Here is a 20,792-nt window from a genome sequence, read left to right as displayed (position 1 = left end):
TTTTTTATTTCTTCCTTTTTAATTCAAAAGAATTTTCCATTCTTGCAGACCCTTGTAGTAAAAATTTTACACACATTAAATGATTTATTGTCAGTGTTTTATGTCGGTGTATGATTATCGTCATATTTTAATTCTTACATCGGTTGCATCTTTGTACCATAATTAAAAACAAAACGGATATGAAAACGCTTAACAAAATGAACATCGCTCTTAGTGTATTGGCACTTCTGTTCATTTCGTCTACGGCCTCTTTCGCACAACAGTTCAAGTTGAACAACCAAAGTTCTACATTGGTAGTGAAGGGAACCTCAAGCTTGCACGATTGGGAGGAGACTGCAGAAACTCAAAAAGGGAGTTTGGACATTGCAACAACAGATGGCCTTACAATCAATAGTCTTAAAATTGAAATCGAGGCAGAAAGCTTGAAGAGTGGAAAGTCTGCAATGGACAAGAACACTTATAAAGCCTTAAACACTGGAAAATATAAGTACATCACTTTTGAGCTTTTAAACACCAAAAGTGTTCAGGATCTAGGAAATGGAAAATACAAAGTGGCCGCCGAAGGAAACTTGACCATTTCAGGAGCCACCAATAAAGTGACCTTGGATTTCGAGTTAACTCTAAAAGGAAATCAAGCAACGCTTAAAGGAAGTAAGGATCTTAAAATGACCGACTTTAAAGTTGAACCTCCAACAGCAATGTTTGGTGCAGTGACCACTGGAGATGCGCTTACCATAGAATTTAATACCATCATGATAAACTAAATAAAAACAACAAAATCTAACGCAAAAAAATTTAAAACATGAAATCAATTTTTACAAATTCAGTAGTGGCAGTAATGTTAATCGGAGGACTTAACGGTTTTGCCCAAAAAAATAATAGAAGTTTAGACAATTATAGAGAACCAGATAAAGCAGGTATTAACGTATTTGAATCTCCAAAAGATACCATTTCAACTTTTGACGGTATTAGAGTAAGAGTAGGTGGATCATTCGCTTTGCAATTCCAAGCTTTGGATCATGAAGCTTCAGGAGTAGATGTAGACGGAAATGCCTTGGCTCTAGCGGAGTTGGGAAGCAACTTTAACCTGGCTACAGCAAACTTAGATTTGGACGTAGCACTAGCAGATGGGGTACGTATGCACTTAAGAACTTATTTAAGTTCTAGACACCACCCAGAACCATATGTAAAAGGAGGATACTTCCAAATTGACAAATTAGACTTCATCAAAGAAGGACTTTTGGAAGACTTCATGAAACACACTACCGTTAGAATTGGGCACATGGAGAACAACTATGGGGATGCTCACTTTAGAAGAAGTGATAACGCGCAAGCTATCTACAACCCATTTGTTGGAAACTTGATCATGGACGCTTTCACTACAGAAGTTGGTGCTGAACTTTACTACAGAAACAGTGGTTTCATTGGAATGGTTGGATTCTCTAACGGTAAATTGAACCAATCTACAGTGAAAAATGATGCCAACGGAGCTTCTTTCTTAGCTAAATTGGGATATGACAACCAAGTTACTGACGATTTGAGATTACGTTTAACAGGATCTCTTTACAACACCGGTAGCGTTGCAAGTTCTTACCTATACAGTGCAGACCGTACAGGATCTAGATACTACCACGTAATGCAAGCAGAAGGAGCTGATGACAACTTCAGATCTGGACGTTACAACCCTAACTTTGGGAACAAAGTAACAGCTTTTATGATCAATCCATTCGTAAAATATAGAGGTTTGGAGTTCTTTGGAACTGTTGAGGTTGCAAACGGTAGACGTAATTCAGAAGCTGATAGAAGAAGCGCTAACCAATACGCTGGAGAGTTAATCTACAGATTCGGTAGCAAAGAAAACTTCTACGTAGGTGGACGTTACAACATGGTAGATGCTGAAGACAGAAGTGGAGATGATGTTGAAATTTCAAGATTCAACTTTGCAGCAGGTTGGTTCATGACAAACAACATTCTTGTAAAAGCGGAGTATGTTAACCAAACATATGACGGTTATGCAACAGATAACATCTTACACGATGGTCAATTCGATGGACTAATGATGGAAGCCGTAATTAGCTTCTAAATTATAAAAGAGCTGCTTAATATGTTGTATTAAGTTAGTGTTGATTGATGGATAAGGCCTCATTTAAAATACTAAATGGGGCCTTTGTTTTTAATCAATTTAAAAAGAGCCAACAATCTTTTAAATTTAATTGTAGTGTCACCCATCTTTGGGTTTTGGATTGGAAAATAATCCTTAAATTCGTAGTTAACTATTTTTATTACAGGTGTTTAAATTAGGTTTTGAGTCAGGTGGGCTCAATTTAGCCGGAGTATTCAATAGAATGGGAGGTAATAAAGTAGTTCATGTAAATTCGCACCCCAATTACCAAAAACAGCTACAAAGCCAAATTGCACTAAAAGATATTGGTAAATAACACGAAATCTTTTACAATATTGATCTTAAAGATTTCAATTCATAAAATAACAAGGAATCTCAGTTATGCGATTCTTTAAATTACTAACCAAAAGTAAACAACCATGAACAAAGGACTTTATATTGCAACCTTGGAGACCAATAGTGGTAAGTCAATCGTGTCCTTGGGACTTATGCAGGCGCTTTTAGGAAAAACTCCAAAAGTAGCATATTTCAGACCCATTATAAGTAATCAGGAGGAGGGTGTTAAGGACAACCATATAGATACAATTCTTACATATTTTAATTTAGACATCCCTTATGAAGATGCCTACGCCTTAACCCGTCAAGAGATCATTCAGAACCGAAATGCTGGGAAAATAGGCGAGTCCTTGGATATCATTATCAAGAAGTACAAGGAACTCGAAGACCAATATGATTTTGTGTTGGTAGAAGGTAGCGATTTTGTTGGAGAAGGCAGTGTGTTTGAATTTGACTGGAACGTTAATATTGCTAAAAACCTGGGTTTGCCTACCGTAATTGTGAGCAGTGGGGTAGGGAAAACGTTAGAGAAGTTTATTGGCAGTTTAGAAATGGCCTATAAAACTTTTAAGAGTCAAGATGTGGAAATTTTGGCCTTGATAGCTAATAAAATCCAATCTAAAAATGCCACTTTACTTCAAAAATCTATCAAGTCATTTATTCCGGAGGAAGTGGAGGTGCTTACCATCCCGTTGGTGGATACTTTAGCATTTCCAACCTTAACCGAAATTACAGATGCCTTGGAAGGAAAGGTGTTGTTTGGAGGGGAGCATATGGGCAACCAATCGGGGAATTTTGCCGTGGGAGCTATGCAGCTTCGCAATTTCCTGACACATATTAAAGAGGGAAGTTTGCTGATTATGCCAGGGGACCGTGCCGATTTGATTTTGGGATCCTTACAGGCCCATTTGTCGAGTAACTATCCAAATATTTCTGGAATCGTTCTTACAGGTGGTTTGATGCCAGAAGAGCCTATTTTAAAATTGATCGATGGACTTTCCAATGTGGTGCCTATCGTGTCTGTGAACAAAGGTACTTTTGAGGTGACCCAAAGAATAGGTAGCATTAAATCTAATATTTATGCCGAAAGCAAAGAGAAAATACTAACCTCGATAGCTACCTTCCAAAAAAATGTTGCTATAGATGACATATTCGAGAAATTGACGGCTTTCGAAACCAAGGTGATGACACCTCGAATGTTTCAGTATAAATTGATTCAGAAGGCTAGGAAGGAGAAAAAATGTATTGTACTTCCAGAGGCTACAGATTCACGTATCCTTACGGCGGCTGCTAGACTCTCATTATTGGATTTGGTAGACTTGGTATTGTTGGGTAACAAAAAGGAAATCAAAACCAAGATCGATGAGTTGGGATTGAACATGGACGCTTCCAAAATCCAGATTATTGAACCTGCCAAATATGAGAAGTTTGATGAGTATGTGGAAACCTTTTACGAACTGCGCAAACATAAAAATGTAAACATGGATATGGCCAGGGACATGATGTGCGACCTGTCCTATTTCGGCACCATGATGATTTACAAAGGGGATGCCGATGGCATGGTTTCAGGAGCTATTCACACTACGCAACATACCATTCGTCCAGCGCTTCAGTTTATTAAAACCAAACCGGGCTGCTCTATTGTATCATCTATTTTCTTTATGTGTCTGGACGATAGAGTATCTATTTTTGGGGACTGTGCCATTAACCCGAACCCAAATGCCGAACAATTGGCCGAAATTGCCATTTCTTCAGCGAGAAGTAGTGAGGCCTTTGGTATTGAGCCAAAAGTAGCTATGTTATCCTATTCCTCTGGGTCTTCTGGAAAAGGGGAAGATGTTGAGGTAGTAAGAGAAGCAACCCAAATTGTAAAACAACAGTGCCCCGATTTAAAAGTGGAAGGGCCAATTCAATATGATGCAGCTGTAGATCCGGTGATTGGAAAAAGCAAAATGCCAGATTCCGACGTGGCGGGACAGGCTACCGTATTGATTTTTCCAGATTTGAACACAGGAAACAATACCTATAAAGCTGTGCAGCGTGAAACAGGCGCTTTGGCTATTGGACCGATGTTGCAAGGGCTTAACAAACCCGTTAATGATTTAAGTAGAGGCTGTACCATCGATGATGTGTTCAACACCGTAGTATTAACCGCGATACAGGCTCAGGGCCTATAAACTTTAGATTTTTGTATGAAAACACTTGTAATAAATTCAGGAAGTTCTTCTATTAAATTCCAATTGATTGAAATGCCTTCAGAAACAGTCGTTGCCTCTGGATTGGTGGAACGCATAGGTTTGGACATAGGCGCAATTGTTTATAAAAAAGGTAATGAAGGGATTACTTTAAACATTCCGGTGGCAGATCATGCCTTTGGTTTGTCCGAAGTTGCCAAATTACTTATGGACCCTAAAAAAGGGGTAATTTCAAACGTAGATGAAATTGATATTGTAGGGCACCGTATTGTGCATGGTGGAAAGGATTTTTCGGATACCATTGAAATTGATGAGAAGGTGAAACACAAAATCAAAAGCTTGTTTTCCTTGGCACCTTTGCACAATCCTCCTAATTATGAAGGGGTTTTGGTCGCGGAGCGTATTTTTCCAAATGCCAAACAAGTGGCGGTATTCGATACGGCCTTTCACCAGTCGTTACCTAAAAAAGTATACAAGTATGCCATTGAGAACAAGTATTTGGATCAAGGCATTCGTGTGTATGGATTCCATGGAATTTCCCACAAATATGTTTCAGAAGAAGCGGTGGAATTTTTAGGAAAACCTAGCGCAAAGGTCATTACCATCCATTTAGGGAATGGTTGTAGTATGACAGCCGTACATGAAGGAAAAAGCTTGGATCACACCCTAGGCTTTGGACCCAATGAAGGCTTAATAATGGGAACCCGAAGTGGAGCGATAGATCAAACGGTTATTTTTTATCTTATGAACAAGTATGGCTATTCTAAGGAAGAAATGTCAGACATCTTATCCAAAAAGAGTGGAATGCTGGGCTTAACTGGATTTAGTGATCTAAGGGAGATTGAAGCGGAAGCGGGTAATGGCAATAAGGATTGTTTGTTGGCTTTAGAGATGAATGCCTACCGCATTAAAAAGTTTATTGGAGCTTATGCTGCAGCACTGAATGGTTTGGACGCTATTGTGTTTACTGCTGGAATTGGGGAGAACAGTGATGTGCTAAGAGGCTTAGTTTGTGAGGATATGGACTTTTTAGGAATTCAATTGAATACTGAACTAAACTCTATAAGGTCTAAAGATGCAAGAGACATAAGCATTGAAGATTCTAGAGTGAAAGTACTGGTTATCCCTACCAACGAAGAGCTGGAAATTGCGAAGCAGAGTTATGAGCTAGTTGCTAAATAAAAGGCATAAAAAAACCTCCCAATTGGGAGGTTTTTTTGTTGTTATTCGGTTTTGAAATTGTTCAAACCATTTTCTAACCAAGTATGGTATTCTTCGGCGTCGGGAGTGTAACCAACAGGCGTGTTTAAATTGTCTCCGTTGTGATCCATCAACACATAAAACGGTTGTGTATTGGTTTTGTATTTAATGGTTTGGAATTCGCTCCACTTTTGACCAATATACTTTAACTGTTTTCCTGGTTTCAATTGCGATTCCATCACTTCACCTTCAGGAAGCGGACGTTTGTCATCAACGTATAATGAAATCAGCACCACATCGTTTTTCAATATGTTTAAGATGTTGTCTTTCACCCAAACATTTTGTTCCATTTTACGGCAATTTACACAAGCCCATCCCGTAAAGTCAAGCATTACCGGTTTGCCAACTTCTTTGGCATAAGCCAATCCTTTGTCATAATCGTTAAAGGCCAAAATTTGGTGAGGAGCCAATAAATGGGCGCCATCAGGAAGGTCCTCGTGGCTAGCGGAAGCTGCTCCACCGCCTTTTGAATTTCCAACACCGTATGGAGACTCACTATAATCTAATGGAGGAGGAAAAGCACTGATTAAATTTAAAGGTGCTCCCCAAAGCCCAGGAATCATATAAATCGTAAACGATAATACTAAAAGTCCTAAGCTCAATCGGCCAACAGAAATATGTGAAATAGGCGAATCGTGAGGCAATTGGATTTTTCCAAAGAGATAAAAAGCTAAAGCTCCGAAAATAGCAATCCAAATAGCGATAAATACTTCACGCTCCAAGAAGTGTGTTTGCAGTACCAAGTCGGCATTGGATAAGAATTTGAACGCAAGGGCTAATTCTAAAAATCCTAAAACAACCTTAACCGTATTTAACCAACCTCCTGATTTAGGCAATGAGTTTAACCATCCAGGGAATGCTGCAAACAAGGCAAAAGGTAAGGCTATTGCCAGAGAGAATCCTAACATTCCAACAATTGGACCTACTTGACTGCCTCCAGCTGCTGCTTGTACTAATAGGGTTCCAACAATTGGTCCTGTACAAGAGAACGAAACGATAGCCAAGGCTAAGGCCATAAAAAAGATACCGATCATGCCTCCCCTATCAGCTTGGGAATCTACTTTATTGGCCCATGAGTTAGGTAGCAATATTTCGAAAGCGCCCAAAAAGGATGCTGCAAAGACTAGTAATAAGATAAAGAATATAAGGTTGAACCACACGTTTGTGGATAGGGCATTCAGGGCATCAGCTCCAAATATTAAACTTACTAAAATCCCTAAAAGTACATATATCACAATGATTGAAACACCATAAATAACAGCATTTCTAATACCTGCAGCTTTGCTTTTACTTTGTTTGGTAAAGAAACTTACGGTCATCGGAATCATAGGGAATACGCAAGGGGTCAATAAGGCTGCAAAGCCAGAAAGGAAGGCTACAAAGAAAATTCCCAAAAGACCTTTTTCCTCTTCGTTGGATGACTCGCTTATATTAGCAGAGTTGTCTGCTGAAGCAACTGTACTTTTTGATAAGTCGAAATTTAAATCTATATAGGTAGGTGCTGTACACTGTGTGTTGTTGCAGGCCATAAACTCTACTTCCCCAGTTACGGTTTTTAGAGTGTTGTCCAATACTTTGATACGCTGCCTGAATTCGGTAGCATTTTCAAAGAATTTAATTTCCATGTTGAAAACAGGGTCGTTTACCGTGTGGCCATCCGCCTCCACAGTATTGCCAACAATTTGGTAAGTGGCATCTTCATTGTAAATAAATGTAGTCGCGATTGGACCATTTTCTGGTACTTTTTGTGAGTACAAATGCCATCCATTATCGATAGTAGCCTTAGAAACCAAGTTGTATTCGTCTTCGGTAACTTTCTCAACTGTTGTACTCCATTTAACGGGTTCAATAATGTTAGATGCCGTAGACGCCGTGTTTTCTTCTGTTTTGCTGAAAATGGCGCCTTCGTCTGCAGCAGCGGCAGTACTTTTTGTTAGGTCGAAAGTAAGATCTAAGAAGTTTGGGGGCAAGCAACGCTCGTCGTCACATACCATAAATTCTACTTCACCTTTTACCAAGGACAATTCGGCATTTAGAACTTTGATGCGTTGTCTAAATTCGGCATGATCTTCAAAAAACTTGATTTTCATTTGAAAGACAGGATCATCTACAATATGACCTTCTTCTTCCAAAGTTTCATTGACAAGTTCAAAATTGGTGGTTTTGTTGTATGAAAATGTTGTAGGAATGGGACCGTTGTCCGGAACGTTTTGAGAGTATAGGTGCCATCCTTTGTCAATGGTGGCTTTTGAGACTAAATAATACTCGGTTTCGGAAATTTTTTCAACAGCGGTAGACCATTTTACGGGTTCAAGTACTTGTGCATTGGTAGCGGTAATGGACAGTACCAGAAAAAATAAGCTTGCTAAAAATTTGTTCATTAGGTAACATAATTTTAAAAAATCTGCAAAAAGACATCGGTTTTTACAGATATTTATAAGGTTGTCGGCAAATTTAAAAGAACTTATCTTATAAACACACAAAGGACTCTTAAAATTAGCCTTAAAATGAACTTATATACAACAAAAAAAGCCGAACTGCGTTGTTCGGCCTTTTGATTGTTTTAAGTGTGTTTTTTATGACTTTATATCAATGTCCAACCCGTCGTGTTTCCATTTGGAAAACCCGCCATCCAAGTCATAGATTTTTACAAATCCAGCTTCCTTAAGTTTTTTGGAGCACTTGGCGCTTCGTCTACCAGATTTACAATAGAGAATCACAGGTTTGGTCTTGTCCAGTTTTGAAATGTCCTCTTCAAAAGTGGGGGAGTTGTAATCTATATTTTGGGATTCTGGAATATACCCTTCTTCATGTTCTTCGGGAGTGCGTACATCAATAAGTTGAACATCTTCTAATTCTATAAGCGTTTGCATTTCCTCGGGAGTCACCAGTTTGATGTCTGTGTCTCCTTTGGAGTCCAACCCACATCCTGTGGAAAGTACCATCAAGGCTAAGCTTAAGATAATTAGAACATGTTTCATATTTATTTAAATTTAGACGGACGTCACATCTCCAGCCCATTCGCTGAAGCCACCCAACAGATTGTTGGTTTTTTCAAACCCCAACTGGTTCATGATGGCGCAAGCTTGGCCACTTCGGTTTCCAGATCGGCAATACACATAATAGCTTTTACTTTTGTCCAAGTTTTCCAATTCATAAATAAATCCTTGGCCTTTGTAGATGTCAATATGTATCGCATTTGGGATAATCCCTTCTTCATCAACCTCGTCTTGGGTTCTAACGTCCAATACCACAGCGTTATTGTCTTGGGATAGCTGTTCAGCCCATTCTTCTTGTGTTAAATCTGCCATTCTTTTGTATTTTTAGAACTACAAAATTAACTTTTCTTTACCATATAGACGAAAAAAAATCCGAAGTGTTACACTCCGGATTCTTATTTTTAAGGATGTTAGGTATTAAATCTTGATAGAGCATCCAATAGCTTTGGTGTGCGGCTCCTTGATGTCTTTTCCTTGTAAAAGAGCATCAACTGCATTTTCTACATATTTGGTGGTAACGGCAGACGCATCTTGATAGTTGTCATCTATGGCACCAATATATTTTACTTGATTTCCTTTGTCGGTTTTTTGAAGCACATATACATGAGGGGTCTTGGTAGCTCCATATTGAGGGAAGATTTCTTGATTTTTATCAATTAAATAAGGAAATGTAAAGCCTTTTTCTTGGGCTCTAACCTTCATGGCTTCCAAATTATCTCCAGGTTTGATATCGGTATTGTTAGGCATGATAGCGATAACAGGATATCCCTTTTGGGCGTATTTTTTGTTCAGGTCATTGATGCGGTCCTCGTAGGCAACCGCATATGGACAGGTATTACACGTAAAGACTACGATAAATCCTTTGGTATTGTTGTAATCGGACAGGGAGATCATTCGTCCGTCAATATTTTCCAGTTTAAAATCTGTTGCCATGTCTCCCACGCTATACCCTGGCTCTGTTGTAACAGAGGTAAAGGCCGAAAGGGATAAAACGGCAACAAAGGCAAATAAAAGTTTCATTGTTTTCATAATAATTAGTTTATAAAGTGTTGAAGTTCGGTTTCTAATTCGGTATAATCAAATGATTTTTCAAAAAACTTACGATCCTTGGCGTTAAAGATTAAAGTGGCGGGCAAGGCACCAGTCCAAGCGTCGCTTACTTTTGGAATCCAAGAGTTGGAATCTGGATCGTTTAAAGCGACAACTTTAGACTGTAATTTGTTCTTTTCAATAAAAGGGATCAATTTCGATTCGTATTGATTCGGAAAATCAAGGCTTATTAAAATGACTTCCACATTCTTGTCTTTAAAGTTAGTTCTCAATTGTTCAAAATAGGGGAGTTCTTTTACACAGGGAGCGCACCAAGTAGCCCAAAAGTTCACCACATAGGTTTTATAGTCATTGGTAGTGAGGTAAGGTTGAATGCCTTCAAAATTATGGACTTCTAAAGTATATGGCTTTTCCTCTGCCGTAGTGTTCTCAGCAATTGGTTCCTTGGATTTGCTGTTTTGGCAAGAGAACATGCCCAATAGGACAATAAAAATTAAAATCTTTTTCATTAGCTAAAGTTATAAAGAGCATTTATAGGAACTAATTTTTTAACAAAAAATTAAGGGCAAGTAGCGGTGGTCTGTAGACTGTTCTTTCCCCGTGAATTACTTTTTTTGATAAAAAATTTGAAAAACAAGAGAACATTTATATCTTTGAAATTCAATAACAAACAATGCAAACAATTTTAAATAATACATGGTGGTGGAGTTCCCGAAATGCAGTTTTCGTGAATTAGACCCTTTTGTATATTTAAAACACAATATCAAGGCTTGTCGTTCACGACAGGCCTTTTTTTATATCATGAATTATCCAATATTATGAAAACCTTTAGTCTCTATACCCACTACAAGAAAATCCTGGCAGATACCATTACTCCAGTATCTGTGTATCTCAAAATACGGGATCAATATCCCAATAGTATTTTGTTGGAAAGTAGCGATTACCATGCAAGCGACAACAGTTTTTCTTATATCTGCTGTAATCCTATTGCTACTTTTAAAGTTCAGGATAATGTCATAACACACACCTTTCCAGACGGGAGTGTTTTGGTTAATAAAATCAAGCAGAGCAATGAGGTGATAGAGAAGATTCATAAGTTCACGCATCGTTTCAAGGTGCATTCAAACCGGGAGTTCAAGTTTATCAATAATGGGGTGTTTGGATATATGGGCTATGATGCGGTTAGGTTTTTTGAAGATATCGAGATTTCCAAAAAGGACGATTGTTTGGGAATTCCCGATATTTTTTATGCTGTATATCAAAATATCATCGCTATTAACCACTATAAAAATGAGGCCTATATTTTTGCCCATTGTTTCGAGGCTGAAAATAATATTGATGAAATCCATCAACTCATACAATCCAAAAACTATACAGTATTCAATTTTTCCAAAGAAGGAGAACCAGCATCCAATCTTTCCGACGAAGAATATATGGCCAATGTGGAGTTGGCAAAACAGCATTGCGCTAGGGGAGATGTGTTTCAATTGGTGCTGTCCAAAAAATTTTCCCAACATTTTAGGGGAGATGAATTCAATGTTTACAGGGCGTTGCGAAGCATTAATCCTTCTCCATATTTGTTTTATTTTGACTATGGAAATTTTAAAATCTTTGGAAGTTCGCCCGAGGCACACTTGGTAGTCAAGGATGGTCGGACGGAAATTCATCCCATTGCAGGTACCTTTAAGAGAACTGGAAATGATGAGGAAGACGCCCAATTGGCAAGACAATTGGCCAATGATATCAAGGAAAATAGTGAGCACGTCATGCTTGTAGATTTGGCGCGCAATGATTTGAGTCGCCATGGAAGTGATGTAAAGGTGGAAACTTATAGGGAAATTCAGTTTTTCTCACATGTCATCCATTTGGTAAGTAAGGTTATTGGCGAAAAGCACGCCTATACCCAAACCATGCAGATTGTGGCAGATACCTTTCCCGCAGGGACGCTTACGGGAGCACCAAAGCATATGGCCATGCAGTTGATTGAGAAATACGAAAAAACAAGTAGGGAGTTTTACGGCGGTGCCATTGGGTTTATGGATTTTGAAGGGAATTTTAACCATGCCATTATGATTCGCACCTTTGTGAGCAAGGATCATGTATTGCATTGGCAAGCAGGTGCGGGACTGGTTTCCAAATCGGTTCCAGAAACCGAATTACAGGAAGTTTATAACAAGTTGGGTGCTTTAAACAAGGCGCTTGAACTTGCAGAAAACATATAAGAATTAAAAACATATTCAGAATTAACGAATAGAGAAATGAAAAAGATTTTAGTCATTGACAATTATGACAGCTTTACCTACAACCTTGTCCATTATTTGGAAGACTTGGATTGTGAGGTAACGGTAATACGAAATGACCAACTTAGTTTGGAAGATGTTGCCCCTTTCGATAAAATATTGTTGTCTCCAGGGCCGGGAATTCCTGATGAGGCCGGTTTATTAAAGCCAATCATCCAAAAGTATGCACCAAGCAAAAGTATTCTTGGGGTGTGCTTGGGGCAACAGGCCATCGGCGAAGTTTTTGGCGGAAGTTTGATCAATTTGGAAACCGTGTTTCACGGCGTCTCAACGCAAGTGACCATTTGTGTGGATAATGAACAACTTTTTGAGGGATTGGACAAAACCATTGAGGTTGGGCGTTACCATTCTTGGGTGGTGGCTCCAAACTTGCCGGATAGTTTAGAAGCAACCTCTTATGATAGTAATGGGCAGGTGATGTCTTTGCGTCATAAAGTGTACGATGTAAAAGGGGTGCAGTTCCATCCTGAATCTGTTTTGACGCCTCAAGGAAAACAAATGTTGGAAAATTGGATCAAAGAATAGGTTTTAAAAGAAAAAACAAGTTCCAACAAAAGATTTAAGCACATGAAAGAAATATTAAACAGACTTATCAATCAGGAGTACATCTCAAGCGAGGAAGCCAAAGAGGTTTTGGTGAATATTTCCAAGGGAGAATATAACAACAGCCAAATTGCCTCTTTTGTCACCATTTATATGATGCGCGGAATCACGGTGGAAGAATTGAAGGGATTTAGGGATGCTCTTTTGGAACTGTGCATCCATGTGGATTTGGATGGTTATGATGCTATAGATTTATGTGGTACTGGTGGCGATGGTAAGCATACGTTTAATATTTCAACCTTGGCTTCTTTTGTAACGGCAGGAGCAGGGGTAAATGTAGCCAAGCATGGTAATTATGGAGTGTCTTCGGCGAGTGGCTCTTCCAATGTGTTGGAACATTTAGGTATCAAATTCAGTAATAAAAGAAACTTTCTAAAACGAAGTTTGGACAAAACGGGCATTTGCATTTTGCATGCACCCTTATTCCATCCTGCCATGAAAAATGTGGCGCCGATTAGGAAGGAATTGGGAGTAAAGACGTTTTTCAATATGCTTGGTCCTATGGTGAATCCGGCAAAACCTAAATACCAAGCGGTTGGGGTGTTTAATCTGGAATTATTGCGTTTGTATAGTTATTTATACGAAGGTTCAGATAAAGTATATAGTATCGTTCATGCATTGGATGGTTATGACGAAATTTCCTTAACCGGAAGGGCGAAAGTGGTGCAAAGGGACGCTGAATTTATGGTGACTCCAGAATCGTTTGGGGTTCAAACCTTAACTTCAGAGTCTATTCACGGAGGTGGTTCTGTGGAATCTTCTGCGAAAATATTCATGCATATTTTGCAAGGTCAGGGTACCGAGGCACAAAACAGTGTGGTATGTGCCAATGCTGCTATGGCCATCGCGACGGTAAAGGGCACCGATTTGGAAACAAGTTATGGAATGGCCAAAGAATCCTTGGAGAGTGGTGAAGCCCTAAAGCGTTTTAACCTGTTGTGGGATTTAAGTCAGTAGCTATGGATATTTTACAACGAATTATCAACGACAAAAGACAAGAAGTACAATTCCGAAAAGGACTCATTCCTTTTTCTCAATTGGAGCAATCTGTACTGTTTGGCAGAGCTACAGTTTCCATGTGTGAACGGCTGAAAAATAGTGCTTCGGGTATTATTGCCGAATATAAGCGGCGGTCGCCTTCCAAAGCAGTCATCAATCAAGATGCGAATGTGTTTGATGTGGCCAAAGGCTATGAAAAGGCCGGGGCTTGTGGAATGTCGGTATTGACAGATGGAAAGTATTTTGGAGGTTCCCTCGATGATTTGCTTCTTGCTAGATCCAGTTGTGGATTGCCATTATTGCGAAAGGAATTTATAATAGATGAATACCAAATAGTGGAGTCCAAAGCTTACGGTGCAGATGTGATCTTACTTATTGCTGCAGTGCTGAGTTCAGAAGAAATTAGGCAATTTTCTGAATTGGCAAAAAGTTTAGGATTGGAAGTGTTGTTGGAAGTCCATAACCATGAAGAACTTCAAAAATCCCTAATGCCCAGTTTGGATTTATTGGGAGTCAACAACCGCAATCTAAAGTCTTTCGAGGTGAGTTTGGAAACGAGTAAAGAGTTAAGTGCTCGAATTCCCGATGAATTTGTAAAGGTGTCGGAAAGTGGTATCAGTAATGTGGAGGCTATCAAAGCATTAAGGGACTATGGGTTTTCGGGGTTCTTGATTGGGGAAAACTTTATGAAAACAAGCAGTCCTGGGGAAAGTGCAATTGAATTTATGAAACAATTGGAGCAATGAAACTGAAGGTATGTGGCATGAAGTATTCGGATAATATCAAGGCCGTAGCTGCTTTGAAACCAGATTATTTGGGGTTCATTTTCTATGAAGGCTCTAGTCGGTTTTTTAAAGGAAACATTCCTGAAATTTCAGATACTATTAAAAAGACGGGGGTGTTTGTAAATGCTTCCATTCAAGAGGTCATTAAAAAGGTTGCTGATTACGGACTGAAAGCAGTACAATTACATGGTGCGGAATCGGTAACGTTTATAGATGGTTTAAAAAAGGAATTGAACAAGATATCCGATTCATCTGTGGAAATTATTAAAGTTTTCAGTGTAGATAGGAATTTCAATTTTGACATTATCAAACCTTTTGAAACCATGAGCGACTATTTTTTGTTTGATACCAAAGGAGATTTGCCGGGAGGCAATGGAGAGCTGTTCAATTGGAAAATTTTGGAGAGTTACCCCTCTACGAGACCCTATATTTTGAGTGGAGGTATAGGACCAACAGATGTGCCAATATTGAATCGGTTTTTCAAATCTTCGGCAGCAAAATATTGTTATGCCATTGATGTAAACAGTAGGTTTGAAATTACGGCAGGACATAAGAATGTGAATGAACTAGAAAACTTTATAAATGAGCTACAACGTCAATAACAAAGGATATTATGGGGAGTTTGGAGGGGCCTTTATCCCTGAGATGCTCTATCCCAATGTAGAGGAACTACGGCAGAATTATTTAAAGGTAATGGCTGAACCTGAGTTTCAAAAGGAATTCAATCAGTTGCTTAAAGACTATGTGGGCAGGCCTTCGCCATTATACTTCGCTAAGCGATTGTCCGAAGTGTATAACACCAAAATCTATTTAAAAAGGGAAGACCTCAATCATACGGGGGCTCATAAAATCAATAATACCATTGGGCAGATTTTGATGGCCAAACGCTTGGGCAAAACCCGAATTATTGCCGAAACAGGTGCGGGCCAACACGGTGTAGCAACCGCTACGGTTTGCGCCTTGATGGGCTTGGAGTGTATTGTCTACATGGGAGAAATTGACATTGAGAGGCAAGCACCCAATGTGGCCCGGATGAAAATGTTGGGAGCAATCGTGGTTCCAGCGTTATCAGGAAGCAAGACTTTGAAAGATGCCACCAATGAAGCGATTCGGGATTGGATCAACAATCCCGTCAATACCCATTACATTATCGGAAGTGTGGTAGGACCACATCCATATCCGGATATGGTGGCGAGGTTCCAATCGGTGATTTCAGAGGAAATTAAGGAGCAGTTGCAGGCACATGAGCAAACCTCAAAACCTGATTATGTGGTAGCCTGTGTTGGTGGTGGTAGTAATGCAGCAGGCGCTTACTATCATTTTTTGGAAGACACTTCTGTAAAGTTGATCGCAGTTGAAGCGGCAGGTCATGGGATTGATTCAGGAGAAAGTGCTGCGACCTCAGTTTTGGGAAGAGAGGGAATTATCCATGGAAGCAAAACCTTATTGATGCAGACCAAGGATGGCCAGATTACTGAGCCATATTCTATTTCTGCAGGTTTGGATTATCCTGGAGTTGGGCCTATGCATGCGCATTTGTTTGCTTCGGGAAGGGCCGAGTTTTTGTCGGTTACAGATAACGAAGCTATGACTGCTGGAATGAAATTGGCCCAATTGGAAGGGATTATACCTGCTATTGAAAGCGCGCATGCTTTGGCAGTTTTTGAAAAGAAACAGTTCAATCCCAATGATATTGTCGTGCTCTGTTTGTCTGGGAGGGGGGATAAGGATCTCGATACTTATATCAAGTATTTTAAGTTATAAAAGATATGATGAACCGCATTCAAACAAAGCTCAAAGAAGGTGAAAAGTTACTGTCTATCTATTTTACGGCAGGTTTTCCGACTCTTAACGATACTATTTCCATCATACAGAACTTGGAGCAAAGCGGAGTGGATATGATTGAAATTGGTTTACCTTTTAGTGATCCTTTAGCGGACGGGCCAATCATTCAGGCTAGTTCTACTCAAGCTTTAAAAAATGGTATGACCACAGAGGTCTTGTTTCAGCAGCTTAAAAACATTCGGGAGACAGTTTCAATTCCACTATTAGTTATGGGCTATTTCAATCCAATCCTGCAATATGGCGTAGAAGCTTTTTGTGAAAAATGTCAGGAGGTTGGAATTGATGGACTTATCATTCCTGATTTACCTGTAGATGTTTATGTAGCAGACTATCAAAAAATGTTTGAAGCTCATGGCTTGCTGAACGTGTTTTTGATAACGCCTCAAACTTCTGAGGAACGTATAAAATTTATCGATTCTATTTCCAATGGGTTTATTTATATGGTGAGCAGTAGCAGTGTTACGGGGAGCCAAGAGGGATTTGGAGAGGAACAAACCAATTATTTTAAGCGAGTTGCCAAAATGCATTTGCACAATGCTCAAATAGTGGGATTTGGAATTTCAAATAAGCAAACATTTTCTCAAGCAACAAATTATGCAAAAGGAGCTATCATTGGGAGTGCGTTTATAAAACATTTGCAGAAAAATGGTGTGGGAACCATAGAAGACTTTGTAAAGACTATTTTGAAATAAAATTAAAGGGAAATAAGTTGACTGTGAATTTTTAAGTGGCTGTATTTCAGCTTCTGAAGTGCAAGTTTCAGCAATAAAAGTAGTATTTTTATAGTAGATTGTTGAATTTAAGTCCTTTGCAGTTGATGAAGCTAAAGTTACCTCTATGCGTTTTTATGGTCTTTGGGTGTTCCTTGCAATTGCTCGCTCAAGAAACCAACTATAAGTTTGAAAATTATGGAAACCGTTCGGTGTTGCTCTTGGGTAATGTAACGGGGAGTGTTAACGATTTGGGACTTACCTATTACAACCCTTCGCGTTTGGCATTGGCCAAAAACACTACCTTTACTATTAACGCCAAGGCCTATGATTATAGTAGGATTCGGCTCAATAACAATGTGGGACCAGAAGATGCCGCTATCCGAAGCAAAAATTTCGACGGGATTCCATCCATGGTGGCAGGGACCTTTAAATTTAAGGGCGAACAATTTGCCTATTCCTCATTTTCTAAATTCCGAAACAGCATAGATCTTAATTATGATACCCCATTTAAGGAGGCGGATATTGTAGATATCGTTGAAGGGAATGAGATGTATTCTACACGAATAAAACTCAAAAACGCAGTAAAAGATGAGTGGGTTGGGATTACCTGGGCCAAATCCCTAAATGATCGTTTGAGTATTGGAGTTAGTGGCTTTTTCTCCATTTATCGGAATTCGGGGGGGACCGCTTTAGGCAACACCGTAAGGTATGGAGAGGACAAAGTGGCTTATTTTAATGAGGAAATCAATTACAGTCAGGAATCTTATGGTTTGTTTTGGAAACTAGGCGCGAGTTATCGAGGTGAGGGCGTAGACTTTGGTATGACCATGACTTTGCCATATTGGGAACTCATTAGCAATAGCCGATACGGTTACAATAAGGTTATTTCTGGAGTTGGAACAGGAAGTGACCAATCGGTTATAGCGGGATTTAAAGATTTGGATGCCAAACGCAAGCAACCTTTTGGTTTGGCCGTGGGGGCTGGTATTCCTATAGGAAGAAGTATGTTGCATTTGAATGTGGAATGGTTTAATGGATTAAATTCCTACTCGCGTTTTTCTGTGCCGGAATTTGATATCAGCGATACCGAAACGCTATCTCCAGAGTTTTATCAGGATTTAAAATCGGTGGTCAATTTTGGAGCTGGGGCAGAAATCTATGTTCGTCATAATTTAAATGCCTATGTAAGTTTCTCCACAGACTATTCTGCCGAAAAGGAGAGTTCGAATTTTTTTGATTTATCCAGTTCGCAGGCTAGTTTGCTCAATATGGGAGACGATTTTTTACATATGGCAGCTGGGTTTGATTATTCCTTAAAATGGGGAAGGATCATATTGGGAGGTACATACGCCAATGGTTCTTCTGAATATACGACTTCTCTAAACTTGTTGGGTGAATTTTTGGGAGCCACCAATGAAACTTCAAAACTGGACTATACCAGGTGGCGCTTTATTGTGGGTATTGAACTGCCATTTTTCGACAACCTTATTCCTATTAAAAAGGATGAAGAAAAAGAAGATGAGCCTTGATGATTTAAAGGTTTTGTTTTAAGCCTCTGTTTGTTGTTGCCTTCAATAAGAATTTTCAAAATGAGACAATTATTGGTTTTGATAGTAACCTGCGCGATGCTTTATGGGTGTAAAACTACAAAAAGTACAACTGCGGTCGATTTTTCCCTTGAAGAAACCCTTTGGGCATACAGCGATGCAGATTGGACCTACCAAATAAGGTTTGCGAAAAATGGTATCTTGGAAACCACACATCCAAACGATACATCCAAGGAAAATGATATTTGGCAACAGAATGGGGATGAGGTTATTCTGGAATTTAATGATGGCTTTTCAAAATATACAGGGAAAATGATTGCGCCTAATGTTATTGAAGGAACAGCCAAAAGTAAATATGCTACGTGGCAATGGCGTATGGAACGCATCGAATAGGTTAATCCAAATAATTCATGACCAATCTGTAGGCGTTAGGGAAATTCAATATCTGGGCTTCCAAAATCTCAGGGGCCATAGAAGCATTGGTTGGATATTGTCCATTTTTAGGAACCAAACGCCTATAGCCTTTACTGTACACATAAAGCTCTTTCCATTCACCTTTTTGTTTTTGGTCATTTTCAAATGAAGTTACAGGAACATAGATAGGAGGTTTGGTGACGGAAATTTCAGAGAGCACTTCCCCAGATTTGTTAAGGATAAACAAATTGCAGCCTCCTGTCCCGCAAAGCATGGGGTCCATTACGTAGAGTAAATATTCATAGTCGCTTGGGTCGTGGTTTAAATCCACCATGGCTTCCAAGAATTTTAGTTGGTCCAAATCTTCTTTGGAATAGCCAAGGTTTTGGGAAGTCATCACTTTTTTTAGTCGGCTTCTATCTGTTGTATTTAAAAAGTGGTTTATAAAACCTTGTTGGTATTCTTTAAATAAGTCATTGTACATATCACAATTGATTCTAGGTAGGCTAGCTTCTTGGCCATCCACAGTTTGATAGCCTAATAAAATATGGTCCTCTTTTATGGGATAGGTTCTTTGTTCTTTGTAAGTTTCACCTTCGGCCAAATATTCCGCTGTAACATCAAATGCCTGCTTGTCTTTGTTCCAAACACCTTTTAGATGCCCTTTGGCCTCATCTTTTCCAAAATAGGACACATAAAATTGACCAGTAACTTTTCCTTCTATATCCTTTTCAAGACGGATGAATTCATAATTGTATTCATTTGGATAGTTTACCGCTTCCGATTTTTGAGCGAAACAAAATAGATGTTGATCAAATGTTTGAGAAGTATCTAATTGCTTTGTTTGGGCTTGGGAAAAATCCGTTTTTGTAATTGTAGAATCATTTTCTTCAATCAATAGACTTTCTTTATCGTAGGTTTTGAATTGTTTACAGCTCTGTGTAAAGCATAGTAAGATTAAGACCCAATTTAGAAGGTTGAGATAAGGTGTAATTTGTTTCATAATCCACAATATTACTTAGTTGGAATAGGGGCAAGGCTAAAATGAACTAATTAGGAGGACTCTTAGCCTTAGTGAATATAAGTAATTTACATGGAATTTTAACAGCGGACGCTAAGTCAAAATTGCTCCTATACTTAGGATCTCGGTTTGGCAATACCTCTGTCGTACATCACGATGCTTCCGGCAACGGAAACATTCACACTTAACTGGGAGTTGAACTTTACTAAGAAATGAGCCTTTTCAATAGCCTTTTTGGAAAGTCCGTGGTCTTCGGCTCCCAAGAGGTAGACACAGCGTCTTGGGTGGTGGAAGGTTTCCAATGGCACGGCATCTTCCGTAAGTTCTACACCAACCAAACGAGCACCTTTAGGCATATTATTGAAAAAATCCTCAAAAGTATCATAATGAAAATAAGGCATGGCCTTTACGGCATTGTGGGTGTCACAAGCTTGTTTGGCATAGCGGTTGCCAATGGTAAAGATAAAACTGGCCCCCATGTTTTGTGCCGAACGCCATAGCATGCCTAGGTTCTCTGGAGTTTTTCCGTTTTGGATTCCAATGCCAAAAAACTCATTTGTAAAGTTATCGTTCATAGGCTGCAAAAATAGGAAAAGCACAAGC

20 protein-coding genes are annotated in these 20,792 nt (G+C 39.2%); 13 read left to right on the top strand and 7 right to left on the bottom strand.

The genetic code is table 11. The features are described 5' to 3' along the window. Positions 1–179 precede the first annotated feature (179 nt). The 4 genes from ZA05_RS09770 (at position 180) to ZA05_RS09755 (ending at position 5,835) form a co-directional block, all read left to right on the top strand. A complete protein-coding gene (locus ZA05_RS09770) occupies positions 180–764 on the top strand; it encodes a YceI family protein (RefSeq protein WP_053991506.1) in 585 nt (194 codons plus the stop codon). A 38-nt stretch (positions 765–802) separates the two neighbouring features. Further along, the gene (locus ZA05_RS09765; RefSeq protein ID WP_053991505.1) at positions 803–2,083 is read left to right on the top strand and encodes a hypothetical protein; all 1,281 of its coding nucleotides are present in this window, start codon (positions 803–805) and stop codon (positions 2,081–2,083) included. 458 nt (positions 2,084–2,541) lie between these two features. Beyond that, positions 2,542–4,635 carry a phosphate acetyltransferase gene (gene pta / locus ZA05_RS09760; RefSeq protein ID WP_053991504.1) on the top strand — a complete coding sequence of 698 codons (2,094 nt, stop codon included), beginning with the start codon at positions 2,542–2,544 and terminating at the stop codon, positions 4,633–4,635. A 15-nt stretch (positions 4,636–4,650) separates the two neighbouring features. Continuing rightward, entirely contained in the window at positions 4,651–5,835 is a 1,185-nt protein-coding gene (locus ZA05_RS09755) for an acetate/propionate family kinase (RefSeq protein WP_053991503.1), read from the top strand. A gap of 41 nt (positions 5,836–5,876) precedes the next feature. Here the strand turns inward: ZA05_RS09755 and ZA05_RS09750 are convergent, their stop codons facing one another. From ZA05_RS09750 to ZA05_RS09730, 5 genes are all read right to left on the bottom strand, one after another. Continuing rightward, positions 5,877–8,294: a thioredoxin family protein gene (locus ZA05_RS09750; RefSeq protein ID WP_082333733.1), complete on the bottom strand. Its 2,418-nt coding sequence runs from the start codon at positions 8,292–8,294 to the stop codon at positions 5,877–5,879. A 195-nt stretch (positions 8,295–8,489) separates the two neighbouring features. Then, positions 8,490–8,894: a rhodanese-like domain-containing protein gene (locus ZA05_RS09745; protein ID WP_053991502.1), complete on the bottom strand. Its 405-nt coding sequence runs from the start codon at positions 8,892–8,894 to the stop codon at positions 8,490–8,492. Positions 8,895–8,906: 12 nt separating this feature from the next. After that, entirely contained in the window at positions 8,907–9,224 is a 318-nt protein-coding gene (locus tag ZA05_RS09740) for a rhodanese-like domain-containing protein (RefSeq protein WP_053991501.1), read from the bottom strand. Positions 9,225–9,329: 105 nt separating this feature from the next. Then, on the bottom strand, positions 9,330–9,941 hold the full coding sequence (locus tag ZA05_RS09735; protein WP_053991500.1) for a thioredoxin family protein: 612 nt from the start codon (positions 9,939–9,941) through the stop codon (positions 9,330–9,332). A 5-nt stretch (positions 9,942–9,946) separates the two neighbouring features. Next, a complete protein-coding gene (locus ZA05_RS09730; RefSeq protein WP_053991499.1) occupies positions 9,947–10,471 on the bottom strand; it encodes a TlpA family protein disulfide reductase in 525 nt (174 codons plus the stop codon). A 309-nt stretch (positions 10,472–10,780) separates the two neighbouring features. Here ZA05_RS09730 and ZA05_RS09725 point away from each other — a divergent pair, with 309 nt between their 5' ends. The 9 genes from ZA05_RS09725 (at position 10,781) to ZA05_RS09685 (ending at position 19,147) form a co-directional block, all read left to right on the top strand. Further along, positions 10,781–12,184, top strand: a complete 1,404-nt coding sequence (locus ZA05_RS09725; protein ID WP_053991498.1) for an anthranilate synthase component I family protein — start codon at positions 10,781–10,783, stop codon at positions 12,182–12,184. 36 nt (positions 12,185–12,220) lie between these two features. Then, the gene (locus tag ZA05_RS09720) at positions 12,221–12,787 is read left to right on the top strand and encodes an aminodeoxychorismate/anthranilate synthase component II (RefSeq protein WP_053991497.1); all 567 of its coding nucleotides are present in this window, start codon (positions 12,221–12,223) and stop codon (positions 12,785–12,787) included. Positions 12,788–12,829: 42 nt separating this feature from the next. Further along, positions 12,830–13,822, top strand: coding sequence for an anthranilate phosphoribosyltransferase (gene trpD, locus ZA05_RS09715; RefSeq protein ID WP_053991496.1), 993 nt, complete (start codon positions 12,830–12,832; stop codon positions 13,820–13,822). Positions 13,823–13,824: 2 nt separating this feature from the next. Next, on the top strand, positions 13,825–14,610 hold the full coding sequence (trpC, locus tag ZA05_RS09710; RefSeq protein ID WP_053991495.1) for an indole-3-glycerol phosphate synthase TrpC: 786 nt from the start codon (positions 13,825–13,827) through the stop codon (positions 14,608–14,610). After that, positions 14,607–15,251: a phosphoribosylanthranilate isomerase gene (locus ZA05_RS09705; RefSeq protein WP_053991494.1), complete on the top strand. Its 645-nt coding sequence runs from the start codon at positions 14,607–14,609 to the stop codon at positions 15,249–15,251. Before trpC ends, ZA05_RS09705 begins: the two co-directional genes overlap by 4 nt. Continuing rightward, positions 15,232–16,413: a tryptophan synthase subunit beta gene (gene trpB / locus ZA05_RS09700; protein WP_053991493.1), complete on the top strand. Its 1,182-nt coding sequence runs from the start codon at positions 15,232–15,234 to the stop codon at positions 16,411–16,413. The genes ZA05_RS09705 and trpB overlap by 20 nt, the downstream gene beginning before the upstream one ends. 8 nt (positions 16,414–16,421) lie before the next feature. Continuing rightward, positions 16,422–17,186, top strand: a complete 765-nt coding sequence (gene trpA / locus ZA05_RS09695) for a tryptophan synthase subunit alpha (RefSeq protein WP_053991492.1) — start codon at positions 16,422–16,424, stop codon at positions 17,184–17,186. Positions 17,187–17,311: 125 nt separating this feature from the next. Next, a complete protein-coding gene (locus ZA05_RS09690) occupies positions 17,312–18,736 on the top strand; it encodes a hypothetical protein (RefSeq protein ID WP_157514644.1) in 1,425 nt (474 codons plus the stop codon). Positions 18,737–18,796: 60 nt separating this feature from the next. Beyond that, positions 18,797–19,147 carry a hypothetical protein gene (locus ZA05_RS09685; protein ID WP_053991490.1) on the top strand — a complete coding sequence of 117 codons (351 nt, stop codon included), beginning with the start codon at positions 18,797–18,799 and terminating at the stop codon, positions 19,145–19,147. A gap of 1 nt (position 19,148) precedes the next feature. Here ZA05_RS09685 and ZA05_RS09680 read toward each other — a convergent pair whose 3' ends face one another. Both ZA05_RS09680 and ZA05_RS09675 read right to left on the bottom strand, forming a co-directional pair. After that, entirely contained in the window at positions 19,149–20,171 is a 1,023-nt protein-coding gene (locus ZA05_RS09680) for a hypothetical protein (protein WP_053991489.1), read from the bottom strand. Positions 20,172–20,305: 134 nt separating this feature from the next. Further along, positions 20,306–20,764 carry an RNA methyltransferase gene (locus ZA05_RS09675; RefSeq protein WP_053975800.1) on the bottom strand — a complete coding sequence of 153 codons (459 nt, stop codon included), beginning with the start codon at positions 20,762–20,764 and terminating at the stop codon, positions 20,306–20,308. Between the last annotated feature and the right edge of the window lie 28 nt (positions 20,765–20,792).

The sequence above is a fragment of the Mangrovimonas sp. TPBH4 genome, assembly GCF_001280505.1.
Lineage (GTDB): Bacteria > Bacteroidota > Bacteroidia > Flavobacteriales > Flavobacteriaceae > Mangrovimonas_A.
The sequence above is the reverse complement of the archived record's forward strand: the minus strand, read 5'-3'. Positions and strand labels throughout refer to the sequence as shown.